Origin of the sequence: Microbacterium sufflavum, from assembly GCF_023101165.1 — a bacterium.
Classification (GTDB): Bacteria; Actinomycetota; Actinomycetes; order Actinomycetales; family Microbacteriaceae; genus Microbacterium; species Microbacterium sufflavum.
Window position 1 is genome coordinate 2645345 of sequence record NZ_CP078076.1, and the last position, 19042, is coordinate 2664386.

Annotated in this window: 17 protein-coding genes and 1 tRNA gene; 13 read left to right on the top strand and 5 right to left on the bottom strand. The window is 71.0% G+C overall.

The genetic code is table 11. The features are described 5' to 3' along the window. Positions 1-54 precede the first annotated feature (54 nt). On the bottom strand, positions 55-2889 hold the full coding sequence (locus KV394_RS12805) for an FAD-binding and (Fe-S)-binding domain-containing protein (protein WP_136044569.1): 2835 nt from the start codon (positions 2887-2889) through the stop codon (positions 55-57). A gap of 74 nt (positions 2890-2963) precedes the next feature. Here KV394_RS12805 and KV394_RS12810 point away from each other — a divergent pair, with 74 nt between their 5' ends. Continuing rightward, positions 2964-3626, top strand: a complete 663-nt coding sequence (locus KV394_RS12810; RefSeq protein WP_247981598.1) for a GntR family transcriptional regulator — start codon at positions 2964-2966, stop codon at positions 3624-3626. A 3-nt stretch (positions 3627-3629) separates the two neighbouring features. Here the strand turns inward: KV394_RS12810 and KV394_RS12815 are convergent, their stop codons facing one another. Beyond that, entirely contained in the window at positions 3630-4571 is a 942-nt protein-coding gene (locus tag KV394_RS12815) for a hypothetical protein (RefSeq protein WP_247981599.1), read from the bottom strand. An 82-nt stretch (positions 4572-4653) separates the two neighbouring features. Here KV394_RS12815 and KV394_RS12820 point away from each other — a divergent pair, with 82 nt between their 5' ends. The 3 genes from KV394_RS12820 to serA all read left to right on the top strand — a co-directional run bounded on the left by KV394_RS12820 (position 4654) and on the right by serA (position 7287). Further along, positions 4654-5202, top strand: a complete 549-nt coding sequence (locus tag KV394_RS12820) for a hypothetical protein (RefSeq protein ID WP_240753116.1) — start codon at positions 4654-4656, stop codon at positions 5200-5202. After that, positions 5199-5534, top strand: a complete 336-nt coding sequence (locus KV394_RS12825; protein WP_136034927.1) for a hypothetical protein — start codon at positions 5199-5201, stop codon at positions 5532-5534. Before KV394_RS12820 ends, KV394_RS12825 begins: the two co-directional genes overlap by 4 nt. A gap of 148 nt (positions 5535-5682) precedes the next feature. Further along, entirely contained in the window at positions 5683-7287 is a 1605-nt protein-coding gene (gene serA / locus KV394_RS12830; RefSeq protein ID WP_136034925.1) for a phosphoglycerate dehydrogenase, read from the top strand. Between the two features lie 61 nt (positions 7288-7348). On the opposite strand, the gene KV394_RS12835 is transcribed toward serA, so the two are convergent. Continuing rightward, positions 7349-7891, bottom strand: coding sequence for a TetR/AcrR family transcriptional regulator (locus KV394_RS12835; RefSeq protein ID WP_247981600.1), 543 nt, complete (start codon positions 7889-7891; stop codon positions 7349-7351). A 96-nt stretch (positions 7892-7987) separates the two neighbouring features. On the opposite strand from KV394_RS12835, the gene KV394_RS12840 reads away from it, so the two are divergent. From KV394_RS12840 to KV394_RS12875, 8 genes are all read left to right on the top strand, one after another. Continuing rightward, positions 7988-9523 (top strand): MFS transporter, encoded by a 1536-nt coding sequence (locus KV394_RS12840; RefSeq protein WP_247981601.1) that lies wholly within the window; start codon positions 7988-7990, stop codon positions 9521-9523. An 82-nt stretch (positions 9524-9605) separates the two neighbouring features. After that, the gene (locus KV394_RS12845; RefSeq protein ID WP_136034918.1) at positions 9606-10649 is read left to right on the top strand and encodes a 3-isopropylmalate dehydrogenase; all 1044 of its coding nucleotides are present in this window, start codon (positions 9606-9608) and stop codon (positions 10647-10649) included. 61 nt (positions 10650-10710) lie between these two features. Further along, positions 10711-11811 (top strand): branched-chain amino acid aminotransferase, encoded by a 1101-nt coding sequence (locus KV394_RS12850; RefSeq protein ID WP_247981602.1) that lies wholly within the window; start codon positions 10711-10713, stop codon positions 11809-11811. Positions 11812-11879: 68 nt separating this feature from the next. Then, positions 11880-12659: a fumarylacetoacetate hydrolase family protein gene (locus KV394_RS12855; RefSeq protein WP_136044576.1), complete on the top strand. Its 780-nt coding sequence runs from the start codon at positions 11880-11882 to the stop codon at positions 12657-12659. Then, entirely contained in the window at positions 12656-13915 is a 1260-nt protein-coding gene (locus KV394_RS12860; RefSeq protein WP_136044577.1) for an MFS transporter, read from the top strand. Before KV394_RS12855 ends, KV394_RS12860 begins: the two co-directional genes overlap by 4 nt. 92 nt (positions 13916-14007) lie before the next feature. Next, positions 14008-14568, top strand: a complete 561-nt coding sequence (locus KV394_RS12865; RefSeq protein WP_136044578.1) for a hypothetical protein — start codon at positions 14008-14010, stop codon at positions 14566-14568. A 47-nt stretch (positions 14569-14615) separates the two neighbouring features. Continuing rightward, positions 14616-16121 (top strand): glutamate--tRNA ligase, encoded by a 1506-nt coding sequence (gene gltX / locus KV394_RS12870; protein ID WP_206251344.1) that lies wholly within the window; start codon positions 14616-14618, stop codon positions 16119-16121. A 99-nt stretch (positions 16122-16220) separates the two neighbouring features. Next, positions 16221-16292 (top strand) — tRNA-Gln (locus tag KV394_RS12875). A 74-nt stretch (positions 16293-16366) separates the two neighbouring features. Here the strand turns inward: KV394_RS12875 and KV394_RS12880 are convergent. Next, complete coding sequence (locus KV394_RS12880; RefSeq protein WP_247981603.1) at positions 16367-16726, bottom strand: hypothetical protein; 360 nt, start codon at positions 16724-16726, stop codon at positions 16367-16369. 113 nt (positions 16727-16839) lie between these two features. Further along, on the bottom strand, positions 16840-17679 hold the full coding sequence (locus tag KV394_RS12885) for a hypothetical protein (protein ID WP_247981604.1): 840 nt from the start codon (positions 17677-17679) through the stop codon (positions 16840-16842). 85 nt (positions 17680-17764) lie between these two features. Here KV394_RS12885 and KV394_RS12890 point away from each other — a divergent pair, with 85 nt between their 5' ends. Further along, positions 17765-19036 carry an MFS transporter gene (locus KV394_RS12890; protein WP_247981605.1) on the top strand — a complete coding sequence of 424 codons (1272 nt, stop codon included), beginning with the start codon at positions 17765-17767 and terminating at the stop codon, positions 19034-19036. The last annotated feature ends 6 nt before the right edge of the window (positions 19037-19042 follow it).

Consider the following 19042-nt stretch of genomic DNA (forward strand, 5'->3'; position numbering starts at 1 on the left):
GGGCTCCGGTGTCGCGCACCGGAGCCCTCGTCCGCTTCCATCGCCCCGCGCGGCTCAGGGTCGCGTGAGCTCCTCCAGCACCTCGATCACGTGCCGGTAGGGGCGCCCGGTGGCGCGGGTCATGCCGATCTCACACGTGCGGTTGGCGGACACGAACGCGTCGAAGCCCCCGCGCTCCCCGTCAGCGGCCGCGACCTCGGCCGACTCCTGCGCAGTCGCACTCGCGGTGAGTTCGGGGTGCAGCATGCCGCGGTCGCCCGCGAACGCGCAGCAGCCCCAGCCCTCGGGCACGAACACGTCGTCGGCCACGGCGGCAGCGATCTCCGTCAGGGCCCCGGTCGCCCCGAGCGCCGTGGTCGAGCAGGTGGGGTGCACCGCGATGGAGGGGAGCTTCGCCGGCACGCTCAACCGCGGCAGCACCTCGCGGGCGACGAAGGTCGTGGCGTCCTCGATGCGCAGTCCCGCGTAGCGCGGATCCTTCGCGACGGACTGGGCGAGCATCACATCCAGCCCCTCGGTGCACGACGCGGCGTCGCACACCACGGGGAGCTCGCCGTGACGGCTGGCCTCCCACAGCGACGCCAGCACCCGGTCGGACATCAGCCGATAGCCGTCGAGGTGTCCCTTCGACTTCCACGGGGTGCCGCAGCACAGCCCGCCGTTCTCCTCCGGGATCACCACCGCGATCCCCGCCCGGTCGAGCAGGTGGCGCAGGGCATCACGGGATCCGTGGCCGCCGTCCTCCGCGCCGAACATCGTGCCGATGCACGCGCCGAAGAACACGGCCTGCGCGTCGGGCGGTGACACCGGTCGATCGGGCTTCGAGCCGCCGCGGGGGAGTCCGCCGTCGTACAGCGGCACGGTGTCGGCGCCGAGCACGGCGCGTCCGAGCTGCGTCACGCCGCGGACGAGCGGGGCGGGGAGGGCGTCCGCGACCGTGAGGGCCACGCCGCCCGCGCGGGTGACGGTGCTCCAGTGCTTCGCGGCGGTGCCCCAGACGGCGCCCTCGACCGCGTTCGACTGCTCGGCCCGCAGCCGCCGCACGAGGTCGCCCGTGTTGATGTCGACCGGACACGCGACCCCGCACATGCCGTCCACGGCGCAGGTCTGCACCCCGTCGTAGTCGTAGTCGGCGCGGAGGTCGCGCAGCAGCTCGGTGTCGCCCTGCTCCTCGGCCCACGCCATGTCGCGGCGCAGCACGATGCGCTGCCGCGGGGTGAGGGTGATGCTCTTGCTGGGGCACGTGGGCTCGCAGTACCCGCACTCCACGCAGCGGTCCACCTCGCTCTCGACCGTGGGAACGCGCTTGAGGTCGTGCAGGTAGGAGTCGGGGTCGTCGGAGAGCACCACGCCGGGGTTGAGGATGCCGTCCGGATCGATCAGTCGCTTGAGCTCCCACATCAGGTCGGTGAGCTCGTCGCCATACTGCCGCCGGACGAACGGCGCCATGATGCGACCCGTGCCGTGCTCGGCCTTGAGCGAGCCCTGCTGGGAGAGGACGAGCTCGACGAGGTCGTCGGTGAAGCGGCGGTAGCGGGCCACGCTGTCGGGGTCGTCGAAGCGCTCGTTGAGCAGGAAGTGCACGTTGCCGTCCTTCGCGTGCCCGAAGATGACCGAGCCCTCGTAGCCGTGCTCCGCGAACAGCTCGATCAGGCGCTCGCACGTGGCCAGCAGCCGGGGCACGGGCACCACGATGTCCTCCAGCAGCGCGGTCGTGCCGGACGGGCGGGCACCCGCGACGGCGGTGTAGAGGCCCTTGCGCACGTGCCACAGCGCGGCCCGCTCGGCCGCATCGGTCGTGAGTCGCGGCGGGACGGCGAGGGGGAGGGCGTCGAAGTGCGACTGGGCGGCAGCGCTCGCGAGTGCCAGGGCGTCGGTGTCGGCCGCGTGCACCTCCACCAGCAGGGCGGCGTGCCCCCGCACGTCGATCTCCGCGATCGCCGCCGGGACATCGCTCAGCCCCTGGGCCACGCGCAGCGACGCCGCATCCAGGAGCTCGATCGTGGCGAGACCGAGACGGGTGAGGTCGGGCAGTGCGGACATGGCGGCGGACAGCGTCTCGAACACGAGCAGCCCGGTCGCGATCGCGGGGCGCACCTCGATCGTGCGGAAGCGCGCCTCGGCGACGAAGGCGAGCGTGCCCTCCGAGCCGATCACGAGGTGCTCCAGGATGCGGACGGGGTCGTCGAAGTCGAGCAGGGCGTTGAGGCCGTAGCCCATGGTGTTCTTCATGGAGAACTGCTGTCGGAGGAAGGCCACGTGCTGGGGGGAGGCGAGCAACCGCGCGCGCAGGGCGAGCAGGCCGTCGGCGATCGCCGGCTCGGCGGCGCGGAGCACCTCGTTCGCGTCGGGACGGCCCGTGTCGAGGATGGTTCCGCTGGGCAGCACGAGCGTCATCGACGTGATCGTCTGGTACGAGTTCTCGGTGATGCCGCAGGCCATGCCGCTGGAGTTGTTCGCCACGACGCCGCCGATCGTGCACGCGATCTCGCTCGCCGGGTCGGGCCCGAGCTTGCGGCGGTACCGGGCGAGCCGTGTGTTGACCTGCCGCACGGTGGCGCCGGGGCCGACGCGGACGGCGGCGCCGTCGTCCTCCACCCGGATGTCGCGGAAGTGGCTGCGGGTGTCGACGAGGATGTCGCCGCTCACCCCCTGTCCGGAGAGACTCGTGCCACCGGAGCGGAAGGTGAGGGTGCGTCCGGCGGCGCGCACGGCGCCGAACGCGCGGGCCACGCCGGCCGCATCGGCGGGGGAGAGCACGGCATCGGGGACGAGCAGATAGTGGGAGGCGTCGTGGGCGCGGGCGAACCGGTCGATCGACCGGGCATGCACCTCGGTGTCCGGCCCGAGCAGCTCGTGGTCCAGCGGTTCGGCGATGGTGGTCGGCACGGTGCTCCTCTGCTCCGGGTCAAGATTGTCTGACAAGTGTACCGACGACCGGATGCTTCGCTAGGCTGACGGCCATGACCACCCTCACGGACCGCGGCCTCGGCGTCGTCGGCGTGGTCGATGCGGTGACCGCCCAGCTGCGCGCGCGCATCCTCGGCGGTGAGATCCGATCGGGCGAGCCGCTCACCGAGGCCGCGGTGTCGCAGTCCTTCGGTGTGGCCAGGCCCAGCGCGAAGGCGGCGATCGAACAGCTGGTCGCGAGCGGCCTGCTCGTGCGCACGGCACATCGCACCGCACGCGTGGTGGGTATCGACCCGGCGACGGTGCGCGACGTCTACCGCACGCGCACCCGCCTGGAGAGCGCCGCGCTTCGGGAGCTGGCACGGGCGCGCAGAGTGCCCGCCGCCGCGGTCGAGGCGAACGCGGAGCTGCTCGCGATGGGACCGGGGCCCGACCCGGCGACCGTGGACCCCGATCTGCGCTTCCATACGGCGCTGATCGATGCGCTGCACAGCGAGCGGACCGGACGGATGTACCGGAGCGTGCTCGACGAGGTCCGGTTGTGCATGGCGCAGGTGCAGGGGCGGCGCCTGCTGAACGCGGAGGAGATCGCCGCACAGCATCGGGAGATGCTCGATGCCGTCGCGGCGGGTGCGGAGGACGAAGCAGCCGAGCTGCTGCGGGCGCACCTCGCGTCCGCGGAGGAGCGACTGGTCGAGGCGCTCGGGCGCGACTGAGCGTCAGCCCACGTTCGCCGGGGCGTCCTCGATCTGGATGGGCGCATCCGCCGGGTCCGCCCACACCGGCGCGGGCAGCGGCGTGTCCACTGCGCCGTCCTGGATCGCGCGCAGCGCCTCCGTGATCTCGTCCGCGTTCTCCGGCACCGCGAGGCCGCACGTGCGCAGCTCCGAGGCGAACTGCAGCGTGAGGCGGATCTTGCCCGCCTCGATCGCCTGCGCCGTCGTGCCGGTGCGGATCTCACTGCCCGTCTGGATCGCGGGCACCTCCTCGCACACGTGATAGACCTTGCCGCCGTCGACCCAGACCACCTCGTCCTTGCCGAGCAGCTGGATCACGGTCGACTGGTCGGCCGTGTACTGCTCGACCGACGGCGGGGCGAAGTCCACGCCGACGAACACGGCCAGTGCGGCCAGGACGACGCCGACGATGCCGGCCGTCGTCTTCTGCCCCTTGTCCATGTCCTTGTTCAGGAAGATCAGGATCACGAGCGGGAGGAAGGCGACGATCGCGATGATCGCGCCGAGCTGGTTCTGCACGAAGAAGCGGGTCTTGTCCGCCTTCCGCGCGGGATCGAGCCGGTTCGCCTTCTTCCAGAGCACGGAGCCCGTGATCGACAGGGCCGCGATCACGACGAGCAGCACGAGCAGGGCGATGAACGCCCACTGCGGGAACTGTGCCGTGACGCCCTGCTCCTCGAGCAGACCCGTGTCGGGGTCGCGCACGAGCGTGCCGTCCTCGCCGACGTAGACGCGCTGGCGGAGCAGCCAGAAGATCCCGACGCCCTCGCCGATGATCGCGAGGGCCCACAGCGCGCCCGCGATCCAGCGGAAGCGCATCGCCGTCGTCTTCGCCGCGGCGCTCGGCGTCCACCCCGCCGGTGGCTCCGTGCTCGCGGCGGTGTTCCTGTCCGTGCCGGCGGTCCTGTCGTCGCTCTCGGCCACGTTGATCCCTTCCCCCGAAGGCCCGACCGCACCGGCCAGGGCACGCAAGATCCTAGTGGACGGGGTGTCCTACGCTGGAGGCATGACCTCCGACTCCGACGACGCCCTGAGCTGGGAGGGCGACGACGACACGGCGTCGCATCGCACCGGTCGCCCGCGGCGACGTGAGAACGCGGCCCCGCCCGTCGAGCCGCCTCTTCACCACGCCACGACCACGGAGAGCGCCGCGGTCGCGCCCACGACGCGACCCCCCGCGTCTCCACCGCCCACCGAGGCGGCACCGCCGTCGGCGCCCGCGGCGTCCGTCGCCGCCGACGACGACGAGGCGCCGGCGGGACTCAGCAATGCGATGCTCCTGCTCGTCGGGGTGGTCGGCGGGGTGTATCTCCTCTATTCGGTCGGTTGGGTCGTCGGTGGGCTGCGGCTGCAACCGCTCGCCTCGTTCCTGGTCGCCGACGCGATGTTCCTGCCCTGGTTCGTGCTCGCGATCGCGGCGCCCGCGCTGTGGTTCCTCGCGACGTGGGTCCTCACGCGGGGGAGGGCCGCGTGGGTGCGGGTCGCCCTGCTGCTCGCCGGGGTCGTGCTCCTGGTGCCCTGGCCGTTCGTGACGGTGGGGGTGGTCGGATCATGAGCTCGTCGGAGAACGCATCGGCGGTGTCGTCCGGATCGCCGCGCTGGCTCGCCGGCACCGTCATCGTCCTCGCCGGGCTGTTCTACGCCTACGCGGTGTGGAACGCGGTCGCGCATCTGATCACGATGGCGCAGACCGGTCTGACGGGTGCGGGCTGGGCCGTGCTGCTGTTCGGTGTCGTCTTCCCCCTGATCGTGTTCGGCTTCGCCTCTGCGATCGGGCGTCGCCGGCGCGTGGGCGAGCTCGCCCTCGTGTTCCTCGCGGGGCTGGGCATCGTCGCCGTCTTCTGGATGAGTCTGCTCGCGCTCAGCCTCACGCTCCCCAGCGCCTGACCCGGACGCCACCGGTCGAGCTGGACCGCGCGGCGTCACACGGCACGGAGCGGCATGGCGGCTCGGGTAGAGTTGTCGCGATCGCGCCCCCGACGGTGTGCGGCGCATCGGCCCCTCCCGCCTGTCGCGCTGCCCCGAAGGATCCACTGTGCCGAAGCCCGTCGTGCTCATCGCCGAAGTACTCTCTCCCGCCACGATCGAGGCGCTCGGCCCCGACTTCGACGTCCGCCACGTCGACGGCACCGACCGCGAGGCCCTGTTCGCCGCGCTGGCCGAGGCCGACGCGGTGCTCATCCGCTCGGCGACCCGCATCGACGAGGAGGCGCTGGCGCACGCGCCGAAGCTGAAGGTCGTCGCGCGTGCGGGCGTGGGCCTCGACAACGTCGACATCAAGGCCGCGACCACGGCGGGCGTCATGGTCGTGAACGCTCCGACGTCGAACATCGTCTCGGCCGCCGAGCTCACGGTCGGTCACATCCTCAGCCTCGCTCGGCGCATCCCGGCCGCGCACGCCTCGCTCGCCGCCGGGCAGTGGAAGCGCAGCTCGTTCACGGGCGCCGAGCTCTTCGAGAAGACGGTCGGCATCGTGGGGCTCGGACGTATCGGCGCGCTCGTCGCCGCCCGCCTCGCGGCGTTCGACATGCGCGTCGTCGCGTACGACCCCTACGTCACGTCCGCCCGCGCCCAGCAGCTCGGCGTGCAGCTCCTGTCGCTCGACGAGCTGGTGGCGGAGTCCGACTTCCTGACGATCCACATGCCCAAGACTCCGGAGACCACGGGCATGATCGGCGCGGAGCAGTTCGCGGCGATGAAGCCGACCGCCTTCGTCGTCAACGTCGCGCGCGGCGGGCTGATCGACGAGGAGGCGCTGCACGAGGCGCTCGTCGCTGGAGAGATCGCCGGTGCCGGTCTCGACGTCTTCACGTCTGAGCCGCCGGCGGAGGGCGGCAGTGCCCGTCCGCTGCTCGACCTGCCGAACGTGGTCGTCACGCCGCACCTCGGTGCGAGCACGGAGGAGGCGCAGGAGAAGGCCGGTGTCTCGGTCGCCCGCTCGGTGCGACTCGCGCTGGGCGGCGACCTGGTGCCCGACGCGGTCAACGTGGCCGGCGGCGTGATCGACCCGTATGTGCGTCCCGGGATCTCGCTCGTGGAGAAGCTGGGCCAGATCTTCGCGGCCCTCGCGACCTCGCCGCTCACGAGCCTCGACGTCGAGGTGCACGGCGAGCTCAACGACTACGACGTCAGCGTGCTCAAGCTCGCGGCGCTCAAGGGCGTGTTCACGAACATCGTCAGCGAGACCGTGTCGTACGTGAACGCTCCGCTCCTCGCCGAGCAGCGGGGGATCGCGGTCCGCCTGCTCAAGGACGACGTGAGCGAGGAGTACCGCAACGTCATCACCTTGACGGGGGCCCTGTCCGACGGTTCGCAGCTCTCGGTGTCCGGCACGCTGACCGGTCCGAAGCAGGCGGAGAAGCTCGTCGGCATCAACGACCACGCGCTGGAGCTGCCGATCGAGAAGCACCACGTCGTCATGCTCTACACCGACCGTCCGGGCATCGTGGCCGTGTACGGCCAGAAGTTCGGTGAGGCGGGCATCAACATCGCCGGCATGCAGATCGCGCGCCGCGCGGCCGGCGACCAGGCGCTCAGCGTGCTGACGCTGGACTCGCCCGTGTCGGAGGAACTGCTCGACGACGTGCGCGACGCGATCGACGCCGACCTGTTCCGGCAGATCGAGATCACCGAGGTCTGAGCCGCAGCACCACGGAAGAGGGGCGGGAGTGCGACGCTCCCGCCCCTCTTCGGTTCGCGAGTCAGGCGGTCGCGCGCAGGACCAGGGCGATCAGGTCGGCGAGCTCATCGCTGCGGGGGACGAGCCGCTCCGGGCCGTGCACGTCGAGCGAGTTGTTGAAGTAGAGCCCGTCGCTGACCAGCATCACCAGGTCGAGGCTCGCGGTGTCGCGCACGTGCGGGCGGATGGTGTCGGCCCAGCGGCGCCGGGTCTCGCGGAGCATGTCGGCCGCACGGGTCGAGCCACCCTGGGCGAGGCGGGTCGTGGCGATCAGTGCGCGGTCGAGGGCGTCGTCCTCCATGACCGACGTGCGGACGTAGTAGGCGACCGGGCCCTCCTCCGCCGCGTTCATGCGCTCCAGGTCGAGGGTGGTGAGGTGGTCGAGCCGCTCCACGAGGCCGGCCTCGAGGTCGTCCTTGGAGTGGAAGTGGTACAGCAGCCCGCCTTTGGAGACGCCCGCGGCCTTGGCCGTCGCGTCGAGCGTGGCCGCGCGCTCGCCCTCGTCGATGAGGATCGCCTCGAAGGCGTCGAGAACCTTCTCGCGGGCGAGGGGAGGTCGGGGCATCGTTCATCCTCTGTTCGGAAACGGGAGGCCGGTCTCTGTTACTATACCAGCCGGACGGTTCACTAACGGAGCCGCCGAGAGTCTGAGAGGTGTTCCATGAGCCGTACTGCGTCGACCCCGACGACAGAGACGGAAGCCCCGCGCGTCGGCGCCAGAGGGTGGGCGGCGCTCGTCGTCCTCATGCTCCCCGTGCTGCTGGTGTCGGTCGACAACACGGTGCTGAGCTTCGCCCTGCCCGAGATCTCGATCTCGCTCGCACCTACCGGTGCCGAGCAGCTGTGGATCATCGACGTGTACCCGCTCGTGCTGGCCGGACTGCTGGTGACCATGGGCACGCTCGGTGATCGGTTCGGGCGGAGGAAGCTGCTGCTCATCGGAGCCACGGGGTTCGCCGTGGTCTCGGCCCTCGCCGCGTTCGCTCCGACGGCCGGTCTCCTCATCGCCGCCCGCGCCCTGCTCGGCTTCTTCGGTGCGATGCTCATGCCCTCCACGCTGTCGCTCCTGCGCTCGATCTTCCAGAACCGCGATCAGCGACGCATGGCGATCGCGGTCTGGGCGTCCGCGTTCTCCGCCGGTGCGGCCCTGGGGCCGATCGTCGGCGGGTTCCTGCTCGAGCACTTCGCGTGGGGCTCGGTGTTCCTCCTCGCTGTACCGGTGCTGATCCCGCTGCTGATCGGCGCACCGCTGCTGGTTCCCGAGAGCCGCGACCCGCACCCCGGTCGCATCGACCCGCTGAGCATCGCCCTGTCGATGGCGGCGATGATCCCGGTCGTCTACGCGATCAAGTCGTTCGCGGTGGACGGGCCCTCGCTGTACGCGGGGGGATGGGCCGTGCTCGGCCTTCTGATGGGCGCGCTGTTCGTGCGGCGTCAGCTCCGCTCCGACGTCCCGATGCTCGACATGGCGCTGTTCCGAAGGGGCTCCTTCTCCGGGGCGATCCTGGTGAACCTGCTCAGCGTGGTCGCCCTGGTGGGCTTCCTCTACTTCGTGTCGCAGCACGTGCAGCTCGTGCTCGGGCTCTCGCCGATGATGGCCGGGCTCGCACTCGTGCCCGGCATGGCGGCGATGATCGTGGCCGGCCTCACGGTCGTGCCGATCTCGCGTCGCGTGCCGCCGCACGTGCTGATTCCCGCGGCGCTGGTCTTCTCCGTGGTCGGCTACCTGATCGTGGCGATGACGACGCACGACCACGGTGTCGTGCCGCTGATCCTCGCGTTCGCGGTGCTCGGCACCGGCATCGGTGCCGCGGAGACGATCTCGAACGAGCTCATCCTCTCCAGCGCTCCGGCCGCGAAGGCCGGCGCGGCCAGCGCCGTGTCCGAGACCGCGTACGAGCTCGGCGCCGTGCTCGGCACCGCCATCCTGGGCGGCCTCATCACGGCGTTCTACCGCGGAGCGCTCGTGCTTCCGGAGGGGCTGCCCGCCGACGTCGCGCATGCGGCGCAGGAGACGCTGGCCGGCGCGTACACCGCGGCGCAGCAGCTCCCGTCGCAGCTCGGAGACGCGCTGTGGCAGGCCGCCGCCGACGCGTTCGGCTCCGGGGTGACGGTGACCTCGCTGATCGGCGCCGGGCTCGTGGTCGTCGCCGCGGTGATCGCCGCCGTCACACTGCGCAAGGCACCCACGCACTGACCACTACGCTGGGGGGACCGGCCTGTACGACCCGCGGTCGCGCCGCGGCCGGTCCACCCCCGTGCAGTGCGCAAGGAGTCTCATGTCGCGTGTCGTGAAGCTGGCCGTCATCCCCGGTGACGGCATCGGTCCCGAGGTCATCGCGGAGGCGGAGAAGGTGCTCGACGCCGTCACCGCAGACAGCGACGTGACGTTCGACAAGACCCGCTTCTCGCTCGGAGCCGGCCGGTTCCTCGAGACCGGCGACACGCTCACCGATGACGACCTGGCGGCGATCTCGGCGCACGACGCGATCCTGCTCGGCGCGGTCGGAGGCACGCCGGGCGACCCGCGCCTGAAGAACGCGAACATCGAGCGCGGCCTGCTGCTGAAGCTCCGCTTCACGCTCGACCACTACGTGAACCTCCGCCCGTCGAAGCTCTTCCCGGGTGCCCCTGGTCCGCTCGCCGACCCGGGGGAGGTCGACTTCGTCGTGGTGCGCGAGGGGACCGAGGGGCCCTACGTCGGCAACGGCGGCGCGATCCGCGTCGGCACGCCGCAGGAGGTCGCCAACGAGACCTCGGTCAACACCGCCTTCGGTGTGGAGCGCGTCGTGCGCTACGCGTTCGACCTTGCCGAGCGTCGGCGCCGGAAGCTCACCCTCGTGCACAAGACCAACGTGCTCGTGCACGCCGGGGCGATCTGGCAGCGCATCGTGAACGAGGTCGCGGCCGAACACCCCGATGTGACCGTCGACTACCTGCACGTCGATGCCGCCACCATCTTCCTGGTCACGGACCCCTCGCGTTTCGACGTGATCGTGACGGACAATCTCTTCGGTGACATCCTCACCGACCTCGCCGGCGCCGTCACGGGCGGCATCGGCCTCGCAGCCTCGGGGAACATCAACCCCGACGGCGCCTTCCCGTCGATGTTCGAGCCCGTGCACGGCTCGGCTCCGGACATCGCGGGTCAGCAGAAGGCCGACCCGACCGCCGCGATCCTCTCGATCGCGCTGCTGCTCGACCACCTCGGCTTCGCGGCCGAGTCGGCGCGTGTGAGCGCCGCGGTCGAGGCGGACATCGCCGCGCGCAGCGGTGCCCGCACCACCGCGGAGATCGGCTCCGCGATCACTGCCCGCCTCTGAACGGCGGGCGTAGGCTGACAGGGCGCGAGGATGCGCCCACCCACGAGGATTGGATGACGACATGACGACGATCGACGCCGAGACGAGCGTGGCTCCCCTGGAGTTCGCCGTGACGAAGAACCTGAACGCCGCGAGCCCGACACGGCTCGCCGAGGTGCTGGAGAACCCCGGGTTCGGGGTCGTCTTCACCGACCACATGGTCGACATCTGCTGGTCGGCCAAGGGCGGCTGGCACCGTCCGCGCGTGCAGCCCTACGGCCCGATCCCGCTCGACCCCGCCGCGTCGGTTCTGCACTATGCGCAGGAGATCTTCGAGGGCATCAAGGCCTACCGTCACGCCGACGGGTCCATCCACACCTTCCGGCCCGACCGCAACGCCGCCCGCCTGCAGGCGAGCGCGCGCCGTCTGGCGCTTCCGGAGCTGCCCACCGAGTACTTCATCCAGTCGCTGCGCGAGCTGATCGCCGTCGACGGTCGCTGGGTGCCGTCGGGCGCCGACCAGAGCCTGTACCTGCGGCCGTTCATGTTCGCCAAGGAGGCGTTCCTCGGGGTGCGGGCGGCGCAGAAGGTCGCGTACTACGTGATCGCGAGCCCCGCCGGCGCGTACTTCAGCGGCGGGGTGAAGCCGGTGCGCATCTGGCTCTCGGAGGACTACGCTCGCGCGGGCAAGGGCGGCACCGGGAAGGCGAAGACCGGCGGCAACTACGCCTCGAGCCTCCTCCCGCAGGCCGAGGCCGCCGCCAAGGGTTGCGACCAGGTCGTGTTCCTCAACGAGAAGCGCGACGTCGAGGAGCTCGGCGGCATGAACGTCGTGTTCGTCTTCAAGGACGGCCGCGTCGTCACCCCGGAGTCCGACAGCATCCTCGAGGGCATCACGCGCGACTCGCTGCTTCAGCTCGCGGAAGACCGCGGCTACACGGTCGAGAAGCGACCGATCTCGATCGACGAGTGGCGCCAGGGCGTCGCCTCGGGCGACATCGTCGAGGTGTTCGCATGCGGCACGGCCGCTGTCGTCACCCCGATCGGTGCGCTGGTCGGCGACGGCTTCGACGAGCCGCAGCCGCTCGGCGAGCTGGCGCTGTCGCTGCGCGAGGAGCTGACCGACATCCAGTACGGCCGCCGCGAGGACAAGCACGGCTGGCTCGTGCGCCTCGACGCCTGATCCCCACCTCCGAAGACCCCGCGCCGGCTCGCCCGGTCCGGGGTCTTCGTCGTCGCTAGGCTGGACGCATGAAGATCGCCCGGTTCAGCCACGACGACGCCATCATGTACGGGATCATCGACGAGCGCGAGCTCGTGGTGCTGGCCGGGGACCCGATGTTCGCCGGGTACGAGACCACCGGCGACCGGGTGCCGCTCACCGAGGCGAAGCTCCTCGCCCCCGTGATCCCGCGCTCCAAGGTCGTGTGCGTCGGCAAGAACTACCATGACCACGCCGCCGAGATGGGTGGGGTCGCGCCCGAGGAGCCGCTGCTGTTCCTCAAGCCGAACACGGCCGTCATCGGCCCGGACGACGCGATCGTGCGTCCCACCGCCCTGTCCGAGCGCACCGAATACGAGGGTGAGCTGGTGGTCGTGATCGGCAAGATCGCCAAGAACGTCACGGCGGAGAACGCCCTCGACTACGTGCTCGGCTACACGATCGGCAACGACGTCACCGCGCGCGACCTGCAGCGCAAGGACGGACAGTGGTCCAGGGCGAAGGGCTTCGACACCTTCTGCCCGCTCGGCCCCGTGATCGAGACCGACTTCGACGCGTCGACGGCGACCATCGAGACCAGGGTCAACGGCGAGGTGCGGCAGCACGCGCCGCTCACCGACATGATCCACTCGGTGGCGGACATCATCGCGTACGCCTCGGCCGTCTTCACCCTTCTCCCCGGTGACGTGATCATGACGGGGACCCCGGCGGGTGTCGGCACGTTCACGGCGGGCGACGTCGTGGAGGTGGAGATCTCCGGCCTCGGCATCCTCCGCAACACCGCGCGCGACGCCGTTCCCGCGACATGACCTCCGGCGCCCTGACGGCGGCGCAGCAGACGGCGGTGCAGCGGCGCACCGTCCTCGTGCTGTCGCTCGGGCAGGTCCTCGGGGGCATCGCGTTCGGGGCGACCGTCTCGCTCGGTGCTCTGCTCGCGGCCGACATCTCCGGCAGCGACGCGCTCTCCGGGCTGGCGACCGCCTCCGTCACGCTCGGCGCGGCACTGTGCGCGATCCCGCTCGCTCGGCTGGCGGCACGGCTCGGTCGACGCCGCGCGCTCACGCTCGGCAACCTCTTCGCCCTGGTCGGCATCGCCGTGGTGATCCTCGCCGCGTCGGTCCGGGTGTTCCCGCTGCTCCTCGTCGGCATCCTGTTGATCGGCGCAGGCAACGCGGGCAACTTGCAGTCGCGGTTCGCCGCGACCGACCTCGCCGCCCCGCAGCACCGCGGCCGCGACCTCTCCATCGTGGTGTGGTCGACGACGATCGGCGGCGTCGCGGGACCGCTGCTGCTCGGCCCCGGCGAGGTCGTCGGCCATGCGATCGGGATGCCGCCGCAGACCGGGTCGTACGTGTTCTCGTTCGTGGCGCAGTGTGCCGCGCTCGTGCTCTACCTCGTGGCGCTGCGCCCGGATCCGCTCCTCGCGGCGCAGCGCCTCGCGACGCAGGCTGCTGCGGCGACCGGGACGACGGCGGTGGACCGTCCGCGGGTCGCGCGCTACGCCATCTTCGCCATCGCCGGTTCGCACGTGGTGATGGCGTCGGTCATGGCGATGACCCCGGTGCACCTGTCGCACATGGCGCACGGCGCGCACGGCGCTGCGGCGACTCCGGCCGACGTCTCGGCCCTGGTGGGGATCACGATCGCGCTGCACGTCGGGGGCATGTACGCGCTGTCGCCCGTGTTCGGTGTGCTGGCCGACCGGTGGGGGCGGCTGCGCGTGGTGCTGCTGGGGCAGGTGCTCCTGGGCGGCGCGCTGGCGTTCGCGGTGTTCACGGGGACCGAGGCGTGGGGTGTGATGGTCGCGCTCATCCTGCTCGGCCTGGGCTGGAGCGCGGCGACCGTGGCGGGCGCCGCCCTCCTGACCGAGGCGTCCGCTCCCGAGCTGCGCACGCGCCGCCAGGGTCGCAGCGACTCGCTCATGAGCCTCTCGGCCGCCGCCGGTTCCGTGCTCGCGGGCATCGTGCTGTCGAACTTCCAGTACGCGGGCCTCGGGATCGCCGCTTCGGTGCTCGTCCTCGCGATCGTGGTGCTCTCGCCACTCGCGCGGACCGATGCGCGGTAACGGACCGCGGGGGAGTCGTCACACCGCGGTTGGCCTGCGCGCCATCCGCTGAGGTCACCCGGAGGCAGTGTGCGCTGCGCTACGGTCGAGCCATGTCCTCCCAGGCCGGACGAGTCGCCGCAGGTGCTGTGCTCGTCGTCATCGCCGGCGCTCTCACCGGATGTGCACCGAGCATCGGGACGCTGGTGAGGGACAGCCTCGCCGAGTCCGTGGAAGACGCGCAGGACTCGTTGTGGGAGCACCGCGACCAGATCGTCAGCGACCCGGAAGCGGCCGTCGCCGGGCTCGGCTTCGTCCACGACGCGCGTGAGGGTGCCGACGACGGATCCGGTCTGTACACCCTGGTGGCCCTCGACGACGCCGAGGACACCGTGACCCTCACTCTCGTCGTGGGCGGCGGTGCGACGACCGGCGGCGGGCACTGGTATCAGCAGGCGAGCGCCGCGACGTGCGTCGACTTCGTCTTCCCGCAGGCCGCCGCCGAGATCCGTGCGGAGGATGCCGTGTGCGGAGACATCCCGGACGCGGACAGGTACGACGAGGTCGTCCCATTCAGGGACCTCGACGTTCGGGAGTCGGTGACGGCGGCGGACTACCCGCCACCGATCTGCCAGTGCCACAGCGGAGGCGACTGCGACTGCCCAGGAGGCTGAGCGAGCGCCGCGGGCTGAGCCCCGCGCACCCGTAGAATCGAAAGGCTATGGCTACTCCTCACCCCCTCACCACGACCGCCAGCGGCGCCGACATCCGCGTCCGCTTCTGCCCCTCTCCGACAGGGCTGCCGCACGTCGGCATGGTCCGCACGGCTCTGTACAACTGGGCGTACGCGCGCCACAACGGCGGGAAGATGGTGTTCCGCATCGAGGACACCGACGCCGCGCGGGACAGCGAGGAGAGCTTCCGTCAGCTGGTCGACGCGCTCACCTGGCTCGAGATCGACTGGGACGAGGGCGTCGAGGTGGGCGGCCCGCACGCACCGTACCGCCAGTCCGAGCGGCACGACATCTATCGCGGGGTGATCGACAAGCTGCTCGCGACGGGCGCGCTCTACGAGAGCTACTCGACGGCGGAGGAGATCGACGCCCGCAACGAGGCCAACGGTCGGGCGAAGCAGCTCGGCTACGACAACTTCGACCGCGACCTCACGGACGAGCAGAAGGCGGCGTTCCGCGCCGAGGGCCGCCAGCCCGCCCTGCGCCTGCGGGTGCCGGACGAGGACCTCACGTACGTCGACCTCATCCGCGGCGAGGTCACCTTCCCGGCCGGATCGTTCCCCGACTTCGTGGTCGTGCGTCCGAACGGCGTGCCGCTGTACACCTTCGTGAACCCGGTCGATGATGCGCTGATGGGCATCACGCACGTGCTGCGCGGCGAAGACCTCATGCCCTCCACCGCCCGTCAGCTGTCGCTCTACGCCGCGCTGATCGACGCCGGGGTCACCACGTTCGTCCCGCGCTTCGCGCACATGCCGCTGGTGCTGGGGGAGACGGGCACGAAGAAGCTCTCCAAGCGCGACCCCCAGGCCGACCTCTTCCTGCACCGGGAGCGCGGCTTCATCCACGAGGGGCTGCTGAACTACCTGGCCCTGCTGGGCTGGTCGATCGGCCCCGACCGTGACGTGTTCTCGCTCGACGAGTTCATCGCCGCGTTCGACATCGAGAACGTGAACCCGAACCCGGCCCGCTTCGACCAGAAGAAGGCGGAGTCGATCAACGGAGACCACATCCGCATGCTCGACGTGAAGGACTTCGCCGAGCGCTCGGTGCCGTACCTCGCCGCGGCCGGCCTGTTCGACGAGCCGACCCACGAGCAGCTCGTGCTGGCGTTCCGCGCCGCGCCGCTCGTGCAAGAGCGGGTGCAGCTGCTGGGCGAGGTGCCGGGCATGCTCGGTTTCCTCTTCCGCGACGAGGTGTCATACGACGCGGACGCCCTCAAGGGTCTGCCGGCGAACGCCGCGGAGGTGCTCGAGGCCTGCGTCGCCGCGCTCGAGCCCGTGCAGGACTTCACCCCGGAGAACGTCCAGGAGGCCCTGTCGACGGCGCTCGTGGACGAGCTCGGGCTCAAGCCCCGCGTGGCCTACGGGCCGCCGCGCGTCGCCATCACCGGGCGCCGCGTCTCGCCGCCGCTGTTCGAGTCGATGGAGCTGCTCGGCAAGGACGAGTCGCTGCGGCGACTGCGCGCCCTGGCCGCGTTTCTGGCCGACTGAGCCGCGACGCGCCCGAGCGGCGGCACACGCCGGTGGTTTTGGCGATCGGTCGCCGCTCGGGTAAGCTTGACTCTCGGTGCGAGGCTCCGGTTTCGCCCTTGGGGTATGGTGTAATTGGCAACACGGCTGATTCTGGTTCAGTTGTTCTTGGTTCGAGTCCAGGTACCCCAGCACTTCACAGAAGCCCGGAAATCCGCAGGAATGCGGCTCCGGGCTTCTGTCGTTCTCGGGCGAGGGCGGGCACGCTACGGCGTCTTCGCCGGCGGGCCCGTCCGCTCCGCGCGGAGCACCAGGGCGATGGTGGCGAACGCGATCGATGCGGCGACGGCGGGGAGATAGGTCAGGATGTCGGGCGTGACCGTCGAGGCGCCCCAGCACACCGCGGCGGCAAGTGCGGACACCAAAAAGGCGAGGATGTCGAGGGGGCCGCGCTTCCTGACGAAGACGGCGGCCAGGAGCAGCGCCGCGGCGATCAGTGGTGCCCCGGTGGTCAGCACGGCGGCGACGCCGTGGTGGTTCGCCGCGTTCCAGACCGCGAAGTAGAGCTGCGCTCCGGCGAGGACGGAAGCCGCGACGCGGCGGGTTTCGCGATAGAAGACGTGCATCAGTGCTCCTCAGTGACCCGGGAGCGAGGGCCGCCCCGACGGAGTGAGGGTACGTCAGATCTGTCGGGGTGTCCACATATGAGGACGTCAGCGCGACGGAACCGGGGTCGCGGCTACTCGCACTCCCCGAGGAAGCCCAGGTAGCAGACGGCCTCGTGGGTCACGGCGGGCTCGTAGTCGTCGTTGGATACCTGGCGGGTCGCGGTCTCCGGCGTGCGGGTGAGGTGTCCGAAGTCGCCCAGGGAGGCGACGTACGTGCCGTCGACATCCTCCGCGATCATCCGGTCGATCTCGGCGCGGTGCTGTGCGCACAGGTCGGCCGCGGTCGGCACCAGTTCCACGCCGGCACACGCCCCCGCGTACTGGGCCTCCATCGCGGCGATGCAGTCGGTCCAGTCCTGGTCGACGTAGCACGGGCTCACCCCGTCGTCGGCGACGAGGTAGGCGCCGGTCTCGTACTCCTCGCTGTGGAAGGTCTCGGGCTTCTCCGGCACGTCGACCTTGGTCCAGTGGCGCGCCGTGACCACGGCGTAGACCGTGACGATCGCGGCGATGAGCAGCAGGGCGCCGACGATCGACAGCGCGATCCAGAGCCCCGCACGACTCGTGCGGCCGGTGCCGTCGGCGGGCGGGGCGTTCGGGTCGAGCGGCGGGGTGGCGAACGGAGCCGCGCCGGTCGCGTACGCCTCGGTGGTCGCGCCGTACGCCGCGGGGTACGCGGTCGGTGCGGAGGTGGGGAGGTCGTGGCCGCCCAGGGGCATCGTCGCGGCGACGGTCGCGGCGGGCGGCGTGGCCTGGCCGCTGACGGTGAGCCAGTAGTCGTACCAGCTGCGGCTCGCCTGGTCGTCGGCCTGCACGCGCTGGGCCTCGGCGGCGGTCAGCGGGAGGCCGAGGGCCTGCAGCCCCTCGTCGCTCAGCAGGGACGATCGGAACTCCTCGTATGACAGCGGCATGGTCGCAGAATATCGGTTCGGCGCCGGATCGGCAGGCCGCGCGGCCGATGTCGGAAGACCCTGGAACACTACCGAGGTGATCGGAATGAGCTCCTTCTGGAAAGCGCTGCCCACCGAGGGGCGCTGGCTGCTGTCCACCGTCGCCATCCAGACGCTCGGGCGGGGCATGACGTTGCCGTTCACGATCATCTACCTGCACGAGGTCCGCGGGTTCGACCTGGGGCTCTCGGGCGCGCTGATGAGCCTGATCGCCATCACCGGGCTCGTCGTGACCGGTCCGGGAGGCACGCTCATCGACCGCTTCGGTGCCCGCCGCGTGCTGATCACGGGACTGCTGGCGATGATCGCGGGGTGCACGCTCCTGGCGTACGCGACGCACCCTGCCGTGGCCACCGTGGCCGTGGTGCTGATCGGCGTGAACTTCGGCGTCTCCTGGCCGGGGTTCAACGCCCTGATCGCCTCGGTGGTCGAGGGTGAGCTCCGCCAGCAGTACTTCGGCGTGAACTTCGCGCTCGTGAACCTGGGCATCGGCGTCGGCGGCATCGTCGGCGGGTTCTTCGTGAACGTCGACGATCCCGCGACCTTCACCACGATCTTCCTCATCGACGCGGCGACCAGTCTCATCCCGCTCGCGCTGCTCCTCGGGCCGCTGCGACGTGTGCGCACGCAGCCCGACCACGGCCCGGCCGACGAGACGGCGGGTGGCTACCGCGAGATCGTGCGCCGGCCCGCGGTGCTGTGGCTGACGCTGCTCACCTTCCTCTCCGTCTTCATCGGCTACGGACAGCTGGAGGCCGGCTTCCCGGCGTTCGCGCGACAGGTGGCAGAGGTGTCGACACAGGTGGTCGGCATCTCCTTCGCCGTGAACACCGCGGTGATCGTGCTGCTGCAGTTCGCGGTGCTCCGGCTGATCTCCGGCAAGCGTCGCACGCGGGTGATGCAGGTGATGGCGCTCATCTGGGCCCTGTCCTGGGTCGCGCTCGGAGCTGCGGGGCTGCTGCCCGACTCGCTCGCGGCCGCGATCGGGGTGATCGCGTTCATGGGGGTGTTCGCATTCGGGGAGACGATGCTGCAGCCGACGGTGCCCGCGATCTACAACGACCTCGCCACCGACCGCACCCGGGGCCGCTACAACGCGATCAACTCGGCGGCGTTCCAGGGTGGAGCGATCGCCGGGCCGTTGGTGGCCGGTCTGCTGCTCGGCGCGGGGGCGCAGGGCTGGTTCATCGGCGTGATGGTGGCCGGAAGTCTGGCGGTGGGCGTGCTGGCTCTCGTGCTCGAGCGCGTGGTGCCTTCGGAGGCGAGCGGCGTCCCCCTCCATCGAACGGAGGAGGTCGCGGGCGAGGCCGCGGTCTAGGCTCCG

Excerpts from the sequence above, each read along its gene's own strand:
- KV394_RS12810 (WP_247981598.1), top strand. The coding sequence starts at position 2,964 with ATGACCACCCTCACGGACCGCGGCCTCGGCGTCGTCGGCGTGGTCGAT.
- KV394_RS12820 (WP_240753116.1), top strand. The coding sequence starts at position 4,654 with ATGACCTCCGACTCCGACGACGCCCTGAGCTGGGAGGGCGACGACGAC.
- KV394_RS12825 (WP_136034927.1), top strand. The coding sequence starts at position 5,199 with ATGAGCTCGTCGGAGAACGCATCGGCGGTGTCGTCCGGATCGCCGCGC.
- KV394_RS12835 (WP_247981600.1), bottom strand. The coding sequence starts at position 7,891 with ATGCCCCGACCTCCCCTCGCCCGCGAGAAGGTTCTCGACGCCTTCGAG.
- KV394_RS12840 (WP_247981601.1), top strand. The coding sequence starts at position 7,988 with ATGAGCCGTACTGCGTCGACCCCGACGACAGAGACGGAAGCCCCGCGC.
- KV394_RS12845 (WP_136034918.1), top strand. The coding sequence starts at position 9,606 with ATGTCGCGTGTCGTGAAGCTGGCCGTCATCCCCGGTGACGGCATCGGT.
- KV394_RS12850 (WP_247981602.1), top strand. The coding sequence starts at position 10,711 with ATGACGACGATCGACGCCGAGACGAGCGTGGCTCCCCTGGAGTTCGCC.
- KV394_RS12855 (WP_136044576.1), top strand. The coding sequence starts at position 11,880 with ATGAAGATCGCCCGGTTCAGCCACGACGACGCCATCATGTACGGGATC.
- KV394_RS12860 (WP_136044577.1), top strand. The coding sequence starts at position 12,656 with ATGACCTCCGGCGCCCTGACGGCGGCGCAGCAGACGGCGGTGCAGCGG.
- KV394_RS12865 (WP_136044578.1), top strand. The coding sequence starts at position 14,008 with ATGTCCTCCCAGGCCGGACGAGTCGCCGCAGGTGCTGTGCTCGTCGTC.
- gltX (WP_206251344.1), top strand. The coding sequence starts at position 14,616 with ATGGCTACTCCTCACCCCCTCACCACGACCGCCAGCGGCGCCGACATC.
- KV394_RS12880 (WP_247981603.1), bottom strand. The coding sequence starts at position 16,726 with ATGCACGTCTTCTATCGCGAAACCCGCCGCGTCGCGGCTTCCGTCCTC.
- KV394_RS12885 (WP_247981604.1), bottom strand. The coding sequence starts at position 17,679 with ATGCCGCTGTCATACGAGGAGTTCCGATCGTCCCTGCTGAGCGACGAG.
- KV394_RS12890 (WP_247981605.1), top strand. The coding sequence starts at position 17,765 with ATGAGCTCCTTCTGGAAAGCGCTGCCCACCGAGGGGCGCTGGCTGCTG.